The organism is Streptomyces sp. NPDC001852, assembly GCF_042891825.1.
Taxonomy (GTDB): Bacteria; Actinomycetota; Actinomycetes; order Streptomycetales; family Streptomycetaceae; genus Streptomyces.
The window spans coordinates 396,174-411,731 of the sequence record NZ_JBIATN010000003.1 but is presented as its reverse complement, the minus strand read 5'-3'; the positions used below and the strand labels follow the sequence as shown (position 1 = coordinate 411,731).

16 protein-coding genes and 1 riboswitch are annotated in these 15,558 nt (G+C 71.0%); of the genes, 9 read left to right on the top strand and 7 right to left on the bottom strand.

From position 1 onward, the window contains the following. Window positions 1-95 precede the first annotated feature (95 nt). Together ACFYZB_RS07245 and ACFYZB_RS07240 are read left to right on the top strand one after the other, a co-directional pair. The gene (locus ACFYZB_RS07245; RefSeq protein WP_388755347.1) at window positions 96-1,028 is read left to right on the top strand and encodes a carbohydrate-binding protein; all 933 of its coding nucleotides are present in this window, start codon (window positions 96-98) and stop codon (window positions 1,026-1,028) included. A gap of 159 nt (window positions 1,029-1,187) precedes the next feature. Further along, window positions 1,188-1,466 carry a hypothetical protein gene (locus ACFYZB_RS07240; RefSeq protein WP_351214134.1) on the top strand — a complete coding sequence of 93 codons (279 nt, stop codon included), beginning with the start codon at window positions 1,188-1,190 and terminating at the stop codon, window positions 1,464-1,466. Window positions 1,467-1,492: 26 nt separating this feature from the next. On the opposite strand, the gene ACFYZB_RS07235 is transcribed toward ACFYZB_RS07240, so the two are convergent. The 3 genes from ACFYZB_RS07235 to ACFYZB_RS07225 all read right to left on the bottom strand — a co-directional run bounded on the left by ACFYZB_RS07235 (window position 1,493) and on the right by ACFYZB_RS07225 (window position 4,690). Further along, entirely contained in the window at window positions 1,493-2,422 is a 930-nt protein-coding gene (locus tag ACFYZB_RS07235; protein WP_388755344.1) for a 1-phosphofructokinase family hexose kinase, read from the bottom strand. 133 nt (window positions 2,423-2,555) lie between these two features. After that, entirely contained in the window at window positions 2,556-3,701 is a 1,146-nt protein-coding gene (gene nagA, locus ACFYZB_RS07230) for an N-acetylglucosamine-6-phosphate deacetylase (RefSeq protein ID WP_388755341.1), read from the bottom strand. Further along, entirely contained in the window at window positions 3,701-4,690 is a 990-nt protein-coding gene (locus tag ACFYZB_RS07225; protein WP_388755662.1) for an ROK family protein, read from the bottom strand. Before ACFYZB_RS07225 ends, nagA begins: the two co-directional genes overlap by 1 nt. A 159-nt stretch (window positions 4,691-4,849) precedes the next feature. Here ACFYZB_RS07225 and ACFYZB_RS07220 point away from each other — a divergent pair, with 159 nt between their 5' ends. The 3 genes from ACFYZB_RS07220 (at window position 4,850) to otsB (ending at window position 7,342) form a co-directional block, all read left to right on the top strand. Next, window positions 4,850-6,094 (top strand): extracellular solute-binding protein, encoded by a 1,245-nt coding sequence (locus tag ACFYZB_RS07220; RefSeq protein WP_388755338.1) that lies wholly within the window; start codon window positions 4,850-4,852, stop codon window positions 6,092-6,094. A gap of 47 nt (window positions 6,095-6,141) precedes the next feature. Beyond that, window positions 6,142-6,366, top strand: a complete 225-nt coding sequence (locus ACFYZB_RS07215) for a DUF3263 domain-containing protein (protein ID WP_351214126.1) — start codon at window positions 6,142-6,144, stop codon at window positions 6,364-6,366. A gap of 142 nt (window positions 6,367-6,508) precedes the next feature. Next, a complete protein-coding gene (gene otsB, locus ACFYZB_RS07210) occupies window positions 6,509-7,342 on the top strand; it encodes a trehalose-phosphatase (RefSeq protein ID WP_351214124.1) in 834 nt (277 codons plus the stop codon). On the opposite strand, the gene ACFYZB_RS07205 is transcribed toward otsB, so the two are convergent. Both ACFYZB_RS07205 and ACFYZB_RS07200 read right to left on the bottom strand, forming a co-directional pair. Then, a complete protein-coding gene (locus ACFYZB_RS07205) occupies window positions 7,330-8,772 on the bottom strand; it encodes a trehalose-6-phosphate synthase (RefSeq protein WP_388755334.1) in 1,443 nt (480 codons plus the stop codon). The two genes, otsB and ACFYZB_RS07205, sit on opposite strands and share 13 nt — an antisense overlap. Window positions 8,773-8,845: 73 nt before the next feature. Further along, complete coding sequence (locus ACFYZB_RS07200; protein ID WP_351214120.1) at window positions 8,846-9,790, bottom strand: glucosyl-3-phosphoglycerate synthase; 945 nt, start codon at window positions 9,788-9,790, stop codon at window positions 8,846-8,848. 129 nt (window positions 9,791-9,919) lie between these two features. Further along, window positions 9,920-10,071: riboswitch (SAM riboswitch) on the top strand. Between the two features lie 17 nt (window positions 10,072-10,088). Between ACFYZB_RS07200 and thrC the strand changes: the two genes are divergently transcribed. The 4 genes from thrC to groL all read left to right on the top strand — a co-directional run bounded on the left by thrC (window position 10,089) and on the right by groL (window position 14,232). Next, window positions 10,089-11,372, top strand: a complete 1,284-nt coding sequence (gene thrC / locus ACFYZB_RS07195) for a threonine synthase (protein WP_388755331.1) — start codon at window positions 10,089-10,091, stop codon at window positions 11,370-11,372. After that, window positions 11,369-11,644 carry a MoaD/ThiS family protein gene (locus ACFYZB_RS07190; protein WP_159667017.1) on the top strand — a complete coding sequence of 92 codons (276 nt, stop codon included), beginning with the start codon at window positions 11,369-11,371 and terminating at the stop codon, window positions 11,642-11,644. The genes thrC and ACFYZB_RS07190 overlap by 4 nt, the downstream gene beginning before the upstream one ends. A gap of 431 nt (window positions 11,645-12,075) precedes the next feature. Then, a complete protein-coding gene (locus ACFYZB_RS07185; RefSeq protein WP_019057200.1) occupies window positions 12,076-12,282 on the top strand; it encodes a cold-shock protein in 207 nt (68 codons plus the stop codon). Window positions 12,283-12,609: 327 nt separating this feature from the next. Next, entirely contained in the window at window positions 12,610-14,232 is a 1,623-nt protein-coding gene (gene groL / locus ACFYZB_RS07180; protein ID WP_031170937.1) for a chaperonin GroEL, read from the top strand. Between the two features lie 137 nt (window positions 14,233-14,369). On the opposite strand, the gene ACFYZB_RS07175 is transcribed toward groL, so the two are convergent. Beyond that, a complete protein-coding gene (locus ACFYZB_RS07175) occupies window positions 14,370-15,053 on the bottom strand; it encodes a hypothetical protein (RefSeq protein WP_388755327.1) in 684 nt (227 codons plus the stop codon). After that, complete coding sequence (locus ACFYZB_RS07170; protein ID WP_351214112.1) at window positions 15,043-15,558, bottom strand: SigE family RNA polymerase sigma factor; 516 nt, start codon at window positions 15,556-15,558, stop codon at window positions 15,043-15,045. Before ACFYZB_RS07170 ends, ACFYZB_RS07175 begins: the two co-directional genes overlap by 11 nt.

Sequence of the window (15,558 nt, the reverse complement as noted above, 5' to 3'; positions counted from 1 at the left end):
CGGCGCGAGTCACCCGTTTGGGCCAGCCGGAGCGGGTAGGCTCGCCATTCCAGACCTGTACCGCATCCACCCGCACCCGCTGAGGAGACCAAGGGATGACGCCCGGCGAAAACGGCCCGAGCACGCCCGAGGACGACGACCCGTTCGGCTATCTGTATGCCGACGGCCAGGCCAGAGGGGCCCAGCCGCCGTCCGGCGGTTACGGCTACCCGAACTCGGTCAGCAGGGTGCGGGCGGTCGGCGAGCGCCAGTACGGCCAGCAGCAGGCGCAGTACGGCCAGCCGACCGTGCCGCAGCAGCCGGTTGGCTACGGCCAGCCGACCGCCCACTACCAGGCCCCCGAGACCCTCCCCGGCGGCGCCCCGCCGAGCAGCCCCCGGTCCGCGCCGCCCGCGCCGGGCCGCCGCGGCCCGAACACCAAGGGCCTGCTGATCGGCGCGATCGCGGTGGTCGCCGCGGTCGTCATAGGCATCAGCGTGGCCATGCTCAACGGCCCCGACGACAAGAAGACCGGCAACGAGGCGGGTTCGACCCCGACCCAGTCCCAGAGCCAGTCTCCCAGCCCGTCGAGCAGCAGCTCGTCGGCGAGCGGTGTGCTGAAGACCGATGCGGGTGCCCTCCAGCTGGCCGGCGGGGCCGCGAAGGCCACGGACGTCAAGGGCGCGCAGACCTCCGACGGTTCGTACGTGGGCGGGCTGAACCAGGCCGGTGCCTCGATCACCTGGACCGTCAACAACGTTCCCTCGGACGGCGTCTACACCCTGTTCGCGCACTTCAGTGTGCCCGGCCAGGACCAGCAGATGTCGGTCAGCATCAACGGCAAGCCGTTCTCCCCAGGGCTGCCGCTGAAGAACTACGCGCACGCCCAGAACGGCGACTTCGTCCACGGCTGGACGACGACCTACGTGTGGCCCACCCTCAACAAGGGCTCCAACACGATCTCGATCTCCTGCGGGGCCGGCGATCAGTGCAATGCACTGATCGACCAGCTCTGGCTCCAGCAGGGCCAGCACACGCGGAACGGCTGAGCCGCGCGGACAGGGCACCGCCTACGCCTGGCCGGCCCCGGCAAGGGGCCGGCACGGACTCGGCCGTACGAGTGGTTGGTCCGGTGAGCGGTTATTCGGAATGACTGCCTGGATAGCTTCGCGGTGACGTTGACCTGTGTCCCAGACGAGGTGGAAACCATGCGTGTACGTAGAGTCTTGGCCGTCGCGATCGCCGCTCCTGTCCTGCTTGCCACGATCGGAATGACCGGTGCGGCGGCGGCGGTTGCGAAGCCCACTCCCGGTATTGACAAGCCCATCCCCACCATGGGGGAGTCGGCCACGCAGTCCGAGCCTCATGCCGACAAGAAGGCCGGCGAGAGCAGAGAGTCTGCCGATGACGAGGCGGAGGAAGGTCTGCTCAACACCATCGCAGGTGAACTCTTCGATCGTGTCGGTCCCGCGAAAGGGGCACGGTGAGGCCGGCGTCCCCAGCGGGGGCGTGATCACGCCGCGCTGATGTCCCCCGTCACCGAAATCCCCCTCAGCAGCCCCTCGTACACCGACTGATCGAACTCGCCCGCCGCCGCGGCCACCACCGTCGCCGCCGACAGGGCGACCGCGCGGACCAGGCGGTCCGGCCACGGCAGGCGCTCCACGAGTCCCGACAGCAGGCCCGCGACCGCCGAGTCGCCCGCGCCGGTCGGGTTGCCGTGCAGGCGGGTGGGCGGGGTGGCCTGCCAGTGGCCCTCGGGGCCGGCGGCGAGCAGGCCGGCCGAGCCGAGGGAGGCGACGACCGCGTGGGCGCCGCGGCGGCGGGCGTCCTGGGTGGCGCGCAACGGCTCGTGGGAGCCGGTGAGTTCGGCCAGTTCGTCGGCGTTCGGCTTGATGAGGTCGGGGCGGGCGGCCACCCCGCGGCGCAGGGGCTCACCGCTCGTGTCCAGGAGGACGGGGACCCCTGCGGACCGGGCCGCGCGGACCAGGTTCGCGTACGCCCCCACCGGTACGCCCGGCGGCAGACTGCCGCACAGGGCCACCGCCGAGGCCCCGGCCAGCAACTCCTCGTAGCGGTCGAGGAAGGCGCCCCACTCGGCCGGCGTGATCTGCGGTCCCGGCTCGTTCAACTGGGTGGTGTCGCCCGAGAGTTCGTCCACCACGGCTATCGTGCGCCGGGTCGCCCCGGCGACCGGCACCAGCGCGTCCGTCAGACCGGGGACCTCGGCCAGCCGGTCGCGTATCGCCCGTCCGGTCCCGCCGCCCGCCAGCCCCGTGACCGTCACCTCGTGCCCGAGCGCCGCCAGCACCCGGGCCACGTTCACGCCCTTGCCGCCGGGCCGCTCGATGACCTCCGAGACCCGGTGCGAGGCGTGCGGTCGCAGCGACCGTACCCGATAGGTCAGGTCGAGAGCGGTGTTCAGCGTGACCGTGAGGATCACCCCGGCCGACCTCCCTCGAAGTCCGTGCGGCTGCCATCGCGCCTGTCATCGTTTTCCGGGGCCCGATCATGCCAAACAGACGGCGGCCGGCCCAGTCACGAGTCGGCCGCCGTCGCGGGAAAAGACGGGCAGATCAGGCCAGTTGCGGCGGGATCGCCACCCACTCGCCCCGCCGCATCACGCCCTTGAGCCCGAAGTCCGCGTCCAGCACCAGCAGGTCGGCGTCCTTGCCGGGCTCCAGCGAGCCGATGCGGTCGAACAGGCCGAGGAGGCGGGCCGGGTTGACGGACAGGGCCTGTACGGCGTCCTCGACCGACAGCCCGTCGACGGTCACCGCCCGCCGGAACGCGCGGTCCAGCGTCAGCGTGGAGCCCGCGATCGAGCCGCCCTCCACCAGCCGGGCCACCCCCTCGCTCACCTCGACCTCCAGCGGACCCAGCATGTAACGGCCGTCGCCGATGCCGGCCGCGTCCATCGCGTCCGTGATGAAGGCCACGCGGGAGGCGCCCGCGTGGTGGAAGGCCAGCTCCAGGGCGGCGGGGTGCAGATGCGTGCCGTCGTTGATCAGCTCGACCGTGACCCGCTCGTCCTCCAGCAGGGCGGCGATGGGGCCCGGCGCGCGGTGGTTCAGGGCCGGCATGGCGTTGAACAGGTGGGTTGCGACCGTGGCGCCCGCGTCGATGGCCTGGACCGTCTGCTCGTACGTGGCGTCCGTGTGCCCGATCGCCGCGATGACGCCGTGCTCGGCGAGCAGCCGTACGGAGTCGATGCCGCCCGGCAGCTCGGTCGCCAGGGTGACCATCGCCGCCCTGCCGCGCGCCGCGTCGATCAGCTTGCGGACCTCGGCCGGGTCCGGGTCGCGCAGCAGTTCTTCGGAGTGCGCGCCCTTGCGGCACGGCGAGATGAACGGCCCCTCGAAGTGGATGCCGGCGATCTCGCCCTGTTCGGCCAGCTCGCTCAGCAGCCCCGCCTGGCGGACCAGCAGGTCCATCTCGTCGGTGACGGTCGAGGCGACGAGGGTGGTGGTCCCGTGGGCGCGATGGGTGCGGATGGCCGTCATGATCTGGTCCGGGGTACCGGAGAAGGAGGCCCCGCCGCCGCCGTGGTTGTGGAGGTCGACGAACCCCGGGACCAGCCAGTGGCCGCTCACGTCGATCACGTCGGCGTTCGCGGGAGCGGCGGCCGCGATCTTCGTACCCTCGACGACCACGCGCCCGTCGTCCACGACCCCGGTGGGCAGCACCACCCGAGCACCTGCGAGAACCAAGCTGGGAGCCATCAGGCGGTTACCTCCGAGGGGTCGGTGGAGTCGGGGTCGGTGGAGTCGAGTGGGTCGGTGGAGTCGAGCGGGCCGGGAGTGAGCAGGTCGCGGGCGAGCAGCCCGGCGCCGAGGCAGCCGGCCGTGTCACCCAGGGCGGCGGGCACGATGGCCGGCAGCCTCTGGAAGGTGACCCGCCGCCGGACGGCCTCCCGCAGCGGCTGGAACAACACTTCCCCCGCCTCGGCGAGACCGCCACCGATGATCAGGGTGCGTGGGTCCAGCAGGGTGAGGGCGGTGACCAGGCCGTCGGCGAGCGCGTCGATCGCCTCCTGCCAGACCCGGACGGCGTTCGGGTCACCGGACGCGACGGCCTTGGCGCAGTCGGCGGCGTCCGCGTCCGGGTCCCCGCAGGACGCCGCCCAGGCCTCGGTGACGGCGGAGGCGGAGGCGTACCGTTCCAGGCAGCCGTGCTGCCCGCAGGGGCAGGGGATCCCGCCGGGCCGTACGACGACATGGCCGATCTCGCCCGCGAAGCCGTGTGCGCCCGCCTCCACCCGGCCGTCGATGCCGATGGCGCCCGCGATCCCGGTGCCGAGCGGCACGAACAGGAACCGGTCGGCGCCCCTGCCCGCGCCGATCCGGCCCTCGGCGAGGCCCCCGGTGCGCACGTCGTGACCCAGGGCGACGGGGATGCCGAGCCGCTCGGCGAGCAGCGCGCGCAGCGGCACGTCCCGCCAGCCGAGGTTGGCGGCGTAGGCGGCGATGCCCCGCTCCTCGTCGACGATGCCGGGGACCGCGATGCCGGCAGCTGCGGCGGCCGCGCCGTGGTGCTCCGCGCCGTACGCGTGCAGCTCGGCGGCGAAGTCGAGGATCGTCGCCACCACCGCGTCCGGTCCGCGCTCGCGTCCGGTGGCGCGGCGGGCGCGGTGGAGCAGCTCGCCGTCGTCGCCGACGAGGGCGGCCTTCATCCCGGTACCGCCCACGTCCAGGGCGATGACATGTCTCACCACGGGCCCTAGTGTGACCCCCTACCCGCGAGAGGTCTAGTCCACTCACGTGGTGTAGACCTTATGTGTCCACATATTGAACGGTCAGACAGCAGGGTTGGGGCGTTGAGGGTGCGTCGGGGTACGGCAGGATCGGTCGCGGTAGCGTCTGCCATGGGCATGACACTGATCTTGGGGGGCTGCGGAAGCACGGGCTCCTCCGACGTGACCCTGAGACTCGTCGCCGCCGACTACGGCGACTCTCCCGCCAACAGCTCCCAGAAGTACTGGGACACCCTGGTCAAGGAGTACGAGTCCCAGCACCCCGGGGTGAAGATCGACGTCAGCGTGTACTCCTGGAACGACGTCGACGCCAAGGTCAAGGACATGGTCGCCGCCGGCCACGCCCCCGACCTGGCCCAGATCGGCGCCTACGCCGACTACGCGGCCGCAGGCAAGCTCTACCCGGCCTCCGACCTGCTCTCCATCCCCACCCAGGCCGACTTCCTCTCCCAGCTCTCCGAGGCCGGGCAGTGGAACCACACGCAGTACGGCATCCCCTTCGCCGCCTCCACGCGCGTGCTCTTCTACAACAAGACCCTGTTCGCCAAGGCCGGCATCAACCCGCCCACCACCTGGGACGAGCTGGCCGCCGACGCCAAGGCGCTCAAGGACAAGGGCGTCAAGTACCCCTTCGCGCTGCCGCTCGGCCCCGAGGAGGCCCAGGCCGAGACCATGCAGTGGCTGCTCAGCGGCAGCAGCGCGGGCAACGGCGGCACCGGCTACACCGACGACGTCGGCACCTACACCATCGACTCCGCGCAGAACGTCCAGACCTTCAGCTGGCTCAAGAACGACCTGGTCGACAAGGGCCTGACCGGTCCGGTCGCGCCCGGCAGCCTCAACCGCGCGACCGCCTTCGCCGCCTTCGCCGACGGCCAGGTCGGCATGCTCAACGGACATCCCACGCTGATCCAGCAGGCCGAGAAGAAGGGCGTGAAGTTCGGCATGGTGCCGATGCCGGGGCCCACCGGCCGGGCCAGGGCCTCCATGGGCGTCGCCGACTGGATGATGGCCTTCAAGCAGAACGGGCACCGCGACCAGATCGGCGGTTTCCTCAACTTCGTCTACAGCGAGAAGAACGTCCTCGACTTCTCCCGCGAATACGGCCTGCTGCCGGTCACCGGCTCCGCCTCCAACGCCATGAGCGCGTCGGACTCCACCCCCGACAAGGCCCTGCACCCCTTCCTCGACGAGCTGCCCACCTCCGAGCTGTACCCCGTCGGCAAGACCTCCTGGGCGACGGTCAGCGCCGCCGTGAAGCAGAACATCGGCCAGGCCCTCGCCCCCGGCGGCGACCCCGCCGGCGTCCTGACCCGACTCCAGGCGACGGCGACGGCGGCGGACAGCAGCGCCAGGAACTGACCACCGCCGACCGCCGGCTGTCAGTGCCCGGCGCTACCGTGACTCCCATGGAACTCGCCCCCCGCGAACAGGCCATCCTCGCGCTGGAGCGCCGCGGCTTCCCCGGCCCCGGCGCCAAGGAACGAGCGATACGCGAGGAACTGGGCCTGTCCCCGGTCCGCTACTACCAGCTCCTGAACGCCCTGCTGGACGACGAGCGCGCACTGTCCTCGGACCCGGTGACGGTGAACCGCCTGCGGAGGGTACGGGACTCCCGGCGGACGGAGCGCTGAACCGGCTGCGGGGGCAGGGTGCCCCTGCAGCCGGCCGAGTCGGGTGGGCGCGTGGGAAACGGGGGCCGGGGGCGGAGCCCCCTTCGGGGTCTGGGGCGGAGCCCCAGGCGTGACGGCGGCCCGCGCTGGATAGTGTCGCGGTATGGACCCTCTGCCGACCCCGCAGACCCAGCCCGGCCGGGACGGACTCGCCGCATTCCTGGCGAAGCCGACCGCGGCGCTTGTCGGCCTGGACTTCGACGGCACCCTCGCCCCCATCGTCGCCGACCCCGAGCAGGCCCGCGCCCACCCCGACGCCGTACCGGCCCTGTCCGCACTCGCCCCGAAGGTCGCCTCCGTCGCCGTGATCACCGGCCGCCCCGCCGGGGTCGCGGTCCGCTACGGCGGCTTCGCCGGCGTCCCCGGCCTGGAGCACCTGACCGTCCTCGGCCACTACGGCGCCGAACGCTGGGACGCGGCCACCGGCACCGTCACCGCCCCGGCCCCGCACCCCGGCGTCGCGGCGGTCCGCGCCGAGCTGCCGGGCGTACTGGACCGCGCCGGCGCCTGGCACGGCACCTGGATCGAGGAGAAGGGCCGGGCCGTCGCGGTGCACACCCGCCGCGCCGACGACCCGCAGGCCGCGTTCGAGGCCCTGCGCGGCCCCCTCACCGACCTCGCCGCCCGCCACGGCCTGGTCGTCGAACCGGGCCGCCTGGTCCTGGAGCTGCGCCCACCCGGCATGGACAAGGGCGTGGCGCTCGCCGACCACGTCCGCAGGACCGGCGCCGAGTCCGTCCTCTACGCCGGTGACGACCTCGGCGACCTCCCCGCCTTCGCCGCCGTCGACGAACTCCGTTCCGACGGCGTCCCCGGCCTCCTGGTCTGCAGCGGCAGCACCGAGGTCACCGAACTGGCGGAACGCGCGGACATCGTGGTCGACGGCCCCGCCGGGGTCGTCCGCCTGCTGCGGACCCTCGCCGCTCAGCTGGACTGAAGGTCCCTGAGCGCCTGCAGCTGATCCAGGAACCACTGGGCCGGGGGAAGCGCGGTGGCCGCCGCCGCCAGCCTCTTGGTGCGGTCCGCCCGCTCCTCCGGTGGCAGGGACAGCGCCTCGTGCAGGGCGCGCGCGGTCTCCAGCACGTCGTAGGGGTTCACCACGAACGCGTGGGCGCGCAGTTCCTCGTACGCCCCGGCCTCCCGGGACAACACCAGCGCACAGCCCCGGTCGGAGACGACCGGCACCTCCTTGGCGACCAGGTTCATGCCGTCCCGGATGGGGTTGACCAGCGCCACGTCGGCGAGCCGGTACGCGGCCAGCGAGCGCGCGAAGTCGTCCTTGACGTGCAGCACGACCGGGGTCCACCCGGCCGTGCCGAAGGCCGAGTTGATCTCCTCGGCGACCCGCTCCACCGCGGCCGTGTAGTCCCGGTACACGGCGAGGTCCTGCCGCGACGGATACGCGAACGCGAGATGCACCACCCGCTCCCGCCACTCGGGGTGCTCCTCCAGCAGCTGCCGGTACGCCAGCAGGCCGCGCACGATGTTCTTGGACAGCTCCGTGCGGTCGACGCGGACGACGGTCCGGCGGCCCTCGCCGATCTCCTCGCGCAGCGCCGCCATCCGCTCGTCCACGTCCGGCTCGTGGGCCCGCTTGCGCAGGAAGTCCCCGTCCGCGCCGAGCCCGTGCACCCCGATCGCCGTACCCGGGAGACTGCCGGGACCCAGGACCGCCGTACAGCACGCGGTGAACGCGTCCGCCCACCGCCGGGTCAGGAACGCCGCCCGGTCCGCGCCGAGGATGCCGTTCAGCAGGGCGGCCGCGATGTCGTCGGGCAGCAGACGGAAGTACTCCGGCGGCGCCCAGGGCGTGTGCGAGAAGTGGCCGATCCGCAGGTCGGGGCGGAGCTCCCGGAGCATCCCGGGCACCAGGCACAGGTGGTAGTCCTGGACCAGTACCGCCGCCCCCTCGGCCGCCTCCTCGGCCAGCGCCTCGGCGAACGCCCGGTTGTAGGCCTCGTAGGCCGCCCACTGCCGCCGGAACCCCGCGTCGAAGACCGGCTCGAGCGGGGTCTGGTAGAGCATGTGGTGGACGAACCAGAGCACCGAGTTGGCGATGCCGTTGTAGGCGTCCGAGTGGACCTGCGCTTCGATGTCCAGCATCCGCACCCGCTGCCCGCCGGCGTCCTCGCCCGGCAGCAGCCCGCCGCCGGCCCGCCGTACGGCCTCCCGGTCCCCGTCGCCGAGCGCCGCGCACACCCACAGGGAGTCCGCGTCCGGCCCGATGGCCGACAGCCCGGAGACCAGCCCGCCGCCGCCCCGCCTGGCGTGCAGCGAGCCGCTGTCGTCCACCGTGTACGAAACCGGGCCGCGGTTGGACGCGACCAGCACCTGAGCTCTCTCGGCAGCACCCTGCGTGGAAGCCATGGTCCTCAACCTAGCCCGGCCCGGAAACGCTCAAACGTACGGCCGCGACATGGGCCGGCAGCCGTATACGAACTCAGGCCACCCTGCGCTCGGCGTACTCCGTGATCTCCACCATCGGCGGTCGTTCCTCGGTGTCCACCGAGTAGGTGCGCGGCTCGAAACCGTCCTCGCCGCGCTCGAACTGGGTGAGGGAGGGGCGGATCAGATGGCCGCGGGCCAGCCGCAGCTGGGCCGTGCGGTAGATCGCGGCGGCCATCCGGCCGAGCGCCTGCCCGTCCTGGTGGCGGTGCTTGCGCACGCCCACGTCCACCTGCCCCAGCGCGTCCAGTCCCACCAGGTGCAGGGCGTCCACCAGCATGCCCAGCTCCACGCCGTACCCGACGGGGAAGGGGAGCTGTTCCAGCAGGCTGCGCCGGGCCGCGTACTCGCCGCCCAGCGGCTGCACGAATCCGGCCAGCTGCGGCCAGTGCATGTTCAGCAGCGGGCGGGCCATCAACTCGGTCACCCGGCCGCCCTGGCCGGCGGACCCGGCGAGCGGACGGTCGTACATCGCCTTGACCAGGTCCACGCCCGGCTCGGTGAGCAGCGGGCCGACGATCCCTGCAACGAAGTCGGAGGAGAACTCCCTCAGGTCCGCGTCGATGAAACAGACGATGTCCCCGGTGGTGACCAGGAGCGAGCGCCACAGCACCTCACCCTTTCCGGGGACGGCGGGGATGCGGGGCAGGATCTCGTCCCGGTGAACGACCCGCGCGCCCGCGGCGGCGGCGACCTCGGAGGTGCGGTCGGTGGAGCCGGAGTCGACCACCACGATCTCGTCGACGAGCGGAACCTGCTCCACGAGGTCGTGGCGGATGACCGCGACGATGTCGCCGACCGTCTCCTCCTCGTTGAGCGCGGGCAGCACGACGGAGACCGACTGGCCCGTGCGCTGCTTGGCCGCCAGGATCTTGTGCAGCGGGCGATCGGCCACGGACCAGGAGCGGATGGCCAGCCAGCGCTCGACTTCTTCCAGCACAGTCAGCGGCTCCTCACGTGTCTCGCGGTTCGGACGACTATCTCAACTGTCCAGGCCTTCGGTTACAGTCTTGAACAACGCCGATGACCATCGCATGTCGGGGGTCAGCACGCGTTCACAACCGCATACCGCTCATCCAGAGGGGCAGAGGGACACGGCCCGATGAAGCCCCGGCAACCCTCCAGTCGGTACTCGTGGATCAATGATCGCTCGCGAGGCTCCCGGCTAGGGAAGGTGCCAAATCCGTCTCACGGCGAGATGCGTCGTGAGGAAGATGAGGAGAAAGGGCCTCGCCTCCATGGCTGTGCAGACAGTTGCAAGCTCCACCGACTCCACCGTCGACCTCGGCCCGGCCGCGGCCCTGAGCTGTCGTGAGTGCGGGCACCGCGTTCCGCTCGGCCCGGTGTTCGCCTGCGAGGAGTGTTTCGGCCCGCTGGAGATCGCCTACGACTTCTCCGCCTACGACACCGAAGAGCTGCGCCGCCGTATCGAGGCAGGCCCCGCGAACATCTGGCGGTACGCGCCGCTGCTGCCGGTCCCGGCCGACGTGGCCGACAAGCCGAACCTGAACCCGGGCTGGACCGCGCTGGTCAAGGCCGACAACCTCGCCGGCGAACTCGGTGTCACCGGCGGCCTGTTCGTCAAGGACGACTCCGGCAACCCGACGCACTCCTTCAAGGACCGCGTGGTCGCCCAGGCCCTGGAGGCCGCCCGCGCCTTCGGGTTCACGACCCTGTCCTGCTCCTCCACCGGCAACCTGGCCGGTGCGGTGGGCGCCGCGGCGGCCCGCGCCGGCTTCCGCTCCTGCGTCTTCATCCCGCACGACCTGGAGCAGGGCAAGATCGTCATGGCCGCGATCTACGGCGGCGACCTCGTCGGCATCGAGGGCAACTACGACGACGTGAACCGTTTCTGCTCCGAGCTGATCGGCGACCCGGCCGGCGAGGGCTGGGGCTTCGTCAACGTCAACCTGCGGCCGTACTACGCGGAGGGCTCCAAGACCCTGGCGTACGAGATCTGCGAGCAGCTCGGCTGGCGGCTCCCGGACCAGATCGTGGTCCCGATCGCCTCGGGCTCGCAGCTCACGAAGATCGACAAGGGTCTGCAGGAGCTGATCAGGCTCGGTCTCGTCGAGGACAGGCCGTACAAGATCTTCGGTGCGCAGGCCGAGGGCTGCTCGCCGGTGTCCACCGCCTTCAAGGCCGGGCACGACGTGGTCCGGCCCCAGAAGCCGAACACCATCGCCAAGTCCCTCGCCATCGGCAACCCGGCCGACGGACCGTACGTCCTGGACATCGCGCGCCGCACCGGCGGTGCCGTGGAGGACGTGACGGACGAGGAGGTCGTCGACGCCATCAAGCTGCTGGCCCGCACCGAGGGCATCTTCGCGGAGACGGCGGGCGGCGTGACCGTCGGCGTCACCCGCAAGCTGCTCAAGGACGGCGTCCTGGACCCGACGAAGACCACGGTGGTCCTCAACACCGGCGACGGCCTGAAGACGCTGGACGCGGTGGCCGGTACGGGGCTCACCGCCACCATCCGCCCGAACCTGGACTCCTTCCGAGAGGCTGGCCTCGCATGAGCGTGACCGTTCGCATCCCCACCATCCTGCGCACCTACACCGGCGGTCAGGCCGAGGTCAGCGCCGAGGGCGCGACCCTCGCCGAGGTCATCGCCGACCTGGAGAAGAACCACACCGGGATCGCCGCGCGCGTCCTGGACGACCAGGGCAAGCTGCGCCGGTTCGTCAACGTCTACGTCAACGACGACGACGTCCGCTTCGAGCAGGGCCTTGAGACCGCCACCCCGGACGGCGCCGGCGTCTCCATCATTCCGGCCGTCGCCGGCGGCTGATCGTTACCTTGGGTAACTTCGGTTACGCATTGTTCATCGAATTGCCTCCTCCGTGAGAGAAGCGGAGGAGGCAATTCTGTGTGATTGAGCGCGGTAGAGTTGGGGAACGCGCTCACGGGCCGACCGGTCGAGGGCCCGGTATTCATGCCGGACGCCCGACAAGAAGCAGCCAAAGTCGACGGGTTTTATGCGGCTTTTGTGAGGTTTGAGGGGCCCGACTTGCCCTGAAGTCGGGTGATTTCTCACCACATTCCGGACCGTTCCCGTCCAGAATTCTCGTCCGATTGACCTGTTGCAGACGGCAGTTGGACAGATACATTCAGCCGCGGTCGACGCGTTCCGGCGCACGCCCCCGACCAATGGGGGGTGAGGTCTGACCCGGATCCGCGAAGTGTGGATCTGTGCAAGGGCCAGTAATAGGGGAGTTAGGCATGGCTCAGGGCACCGTCAAGTGGTTCAACGCGGAGAAGGGGTACGGCTTCATCGCGGTCGACGGTGGTGCGGATGTTTTCGTCCACTACAGCGCGATCCAGATGGACGGTTACCGCACCCTGGAAGAGGGGCAGCGGGTCGACTTCGAGATCTCGCAGGGCCAGAAGGGCCCGCAGGCGGACATGGTCCGGCTGGCGACCAGCTGAAGCACGCGTCGACTGAACAGCGACGTTCTACTGTTTCTTCGAAGGGCCCGCACCCCGCTCGGGGTGCGGGCCCTTCGCCATGCCCGGGGTGCCCGTGTTCGCGGGCGGCTGACGGGGGTGCCGTACACCCCCGGGCGCTTGCACTCGACCATGCCGAGTGCTAATCATTGGCGTTAGCACTCTGAAGGTGAGAGTGACAGTGAAGGACCGGGTCGGTGAGGCCCGCAGGCCAAGTGGGGCAAGGAACCACGAGGCCGGCGAGCCGTCCGTCGCGGGCGCGGGCGCGGTCCGAAGGAATCACCCCCAGTCCTGGAGGGACCACTTCACATGGCCAAGATCATCGCGTTCGACGAGGAGGCGCGGCGCGGCCTCGAGCGCGGCATGAACCAGCTCGCGGACGCCGTCAAGGTGACGCTCGGCCCCAAGGGTCGCAACGTCGTCCTCGAGAAGAAGTGGGGCGCCCCCACGATCACCAACGATGGTGTCTCCATCGCCAAGGAGATCGAGCTCGAGGACCCGTACGAGAAGATCGGCGCCGAGCTGGTCAAGGAAGTCGCCAAGAAGACGGACGACGTCGCCGGCGACGGTACGACCACCGCGACCGTGCTCGCCCAGGCCCTGGTCAAGGAGGGCCTGCGCAACGTAGCCGCGGGTGCCAACCCGATGGCTCTCAAGCGCGGCATCGAGAAGGCCGTCGAGGCCGTCTCCGCCGCTCTCCTCGAGCAGGCGAAGGACGTCGAGACCAAGGAGCAGATCGCCTCCACCGCGTCCATCTCCGCCGCCGACACCCAGATCGGCGAGCTGATCGCCGAGGCCATGGACAAGGTCGGCAAGGAAGGCGTCATCACCGTCGAGGAGAGCAACACCTTCGGCCTCGAGCTCGAGCTCACCGAGGGCATGCGCTTCGACAAGGGCTACATCTCCGCCTACTTCGCGACCGACATGGAGCGCATGGAGGCGTCGCTCGAGGACCCGTACATCCTCATCGCCAACTCCAAGATCGGCTCCGTCAAGGACCTGCTCCCGCTCCTGGAGAAGGTCATGCAGTCGGGCAAGCCGCTGCTGATCATCGCCGAGGACGTCGAGGGCGAGGCCCTGTCGACCCTGGTCGTCAACAAGATCCGCGGCACCTTCAAGTCCGTCGCCGTCAAGGCCCCGGGCTTCGGTGACCGCCGCAAGGCCATGCTCGGCGACATCGCCATCCTCACGGGCGGCGAGGTCATCTCCGAGGAGGTCGGCCTCAAGCTGGAGAACGCGACCCTGGACCTCCTGGGCCGCGCCCGCAAGGTCGTCATCACCAAGGACGAGACCACTATCGTCGACGGCGCCGGCTCCTCCGAGCAGGTCAACGGCCGCGTCAACCAGATCCGCGCCGAGATCGAGAACAGCGACTCGGACTACGACCGCGAGAAGCTGCAGGAGCGCCTGGCGAAGCTCGCCGGCGGTGTCGCGGTCATCAAGGCCGGTGCCGCCACCGAGGTGGAGCTCAAGGAGCGCAAGCACCGCATCGAGGACGCCGTCCGCAACGCGAAGGCCGCCGTCGAGGAGGGCATCGTCGCCGGTGGTGGCGTGGCCCTGCTGCAGGCCTCCCAGGTCTTCGAGAAGCTGGAGCTCGAGGGTGACGAGGCGACCGGCGCCAACGCCGTGCGCATCGCGCTCGAGGCCCCGCTGAAGCAGATCGCCGTCAACGCCGGCCTCGAGGGCGGCGTCGTGGTGGAGAAGGTGCGCAACCTGACCCCGGGCCACGGCCTGAACGCCGCGACCGGCGAGTACGTCGACCTGGTCGCCGAGGGCATCATCGACCCGGCGAAGGTGACCCGTTCCGCCCTGCAGAACGCCGCCTCCATCGCCGCGCTGTTCCTCACCACCGAGGCCGTCATCGCCGACAAGCCGGAGAAGGCCGCCGCGCCGGCCGGCGGCGGCATGCCGGGCGGTGACATGGACTTCTGATCGACCTGAGGGTTGATCGCCTGTCCTTCGTACCGAGGGCGGTGCTCCCAGCTTCTGGCTGGGGGTGCCGCCCTCGGGCGTTTGTCGAGGTCAGTCGGCGTAGTCCTTGAGTTCCTCGGTGCCCAGGCGCGCCGCGCCTAGGCCTTCGGCGTGACCGCCGACAGCGTGTCGCCCGGGGTCAGTCTGTTGTAGAGCCAGACGGCGTCCTTGGGGTCGAGGCCGATCCAGCTGCCGGTTCGGGCGCTGCAGGCGAGGGAGCCGACGTAGATGCTGTTCCGGTTGGTGTCGCGGAGTTCGACCGCGTACGGTTCCGCCACCTTGCAGGAGGCCTCAGGGAGTTGATCGACGGAGCCCCGGCCGAGGTCGAGTTTCGCGACGACGGTCAGCGGGCCGGCGGCGACGAGGGTCGGAAAACCCGAGGTGATGGGCATGACCCGGCCGTCGATCGTCAGGGTCTGCTTGCCCAGGTTCACCGTTCCGGCGATCGCGATCCCCGTCGGGGTCGCAGTCGGGGGAGGGCCGGGAAAAGAGGAGGAGGGGGAGGGGGAAGCGGAGGGGGAGGGGGACGGGAGGCGGGGAGCGGTGGCGGCCGGGGGCTGACGGTGTTCCGGAGTGCCACCCGTCTTCAGGGACACGGCGAATGCCGCCAGGGCGAGGGCCGTGGCGCCCGCGCCGAGGGCAAGCGTCGTGCGACGGCGGCGGCTCCGGCGGACGGCGCGGCGGCGGATCCCGGCAGCGGAGACGGGTGGCTGGGTCTCGTTCGCCATGGCCAACTCGTGGAGTGCGGTGGCCAGTTCATGCGCGGTGAGGTCATCCGACACGGCGGCCCTCCTTCCGTACCGGCTCCTCGGCCTCGTCCGTGCCCAGTTGCTTCGCCAGTGCCGCCCGGCCCCGGGACAGCCGGGCCTTGACCGTGCCCACGGGCGCGCCGGTCTCGGAGGCTACCTGCTCGACACTCAGGTCGCACAGATGGTGCAGGACGATCGCCAGCCGCTGCGCCGGGGGAAGCGCGCGCAACGCGGCCACCAGCGCGGTGTGTTCGGGGCCGGGGCCGGGGGTCGACTCGGGCGGCGTGTGCCGCCGTACCAGTTCCAGCCAGCGCCTGGCGCGCCGCCAGCGGCTGACCGCCAGCCGTACGGCGACCGTGCGGATCCAGGCCTCCGGGGCGCTGTCGGCCAGGAAGGACTTCCGCCGGTCCCAGGCGCGTACGAACGCCTCCTGCACCACGTCCTGGGCCTCGCCGTGGTCTCCGGTGAAGGCGTAGAGCTGCCCGGTCAGGCGGGGGAACGCGGCCGCGTAGAAAGCGTCGAACTCGTCCTCGGTCAT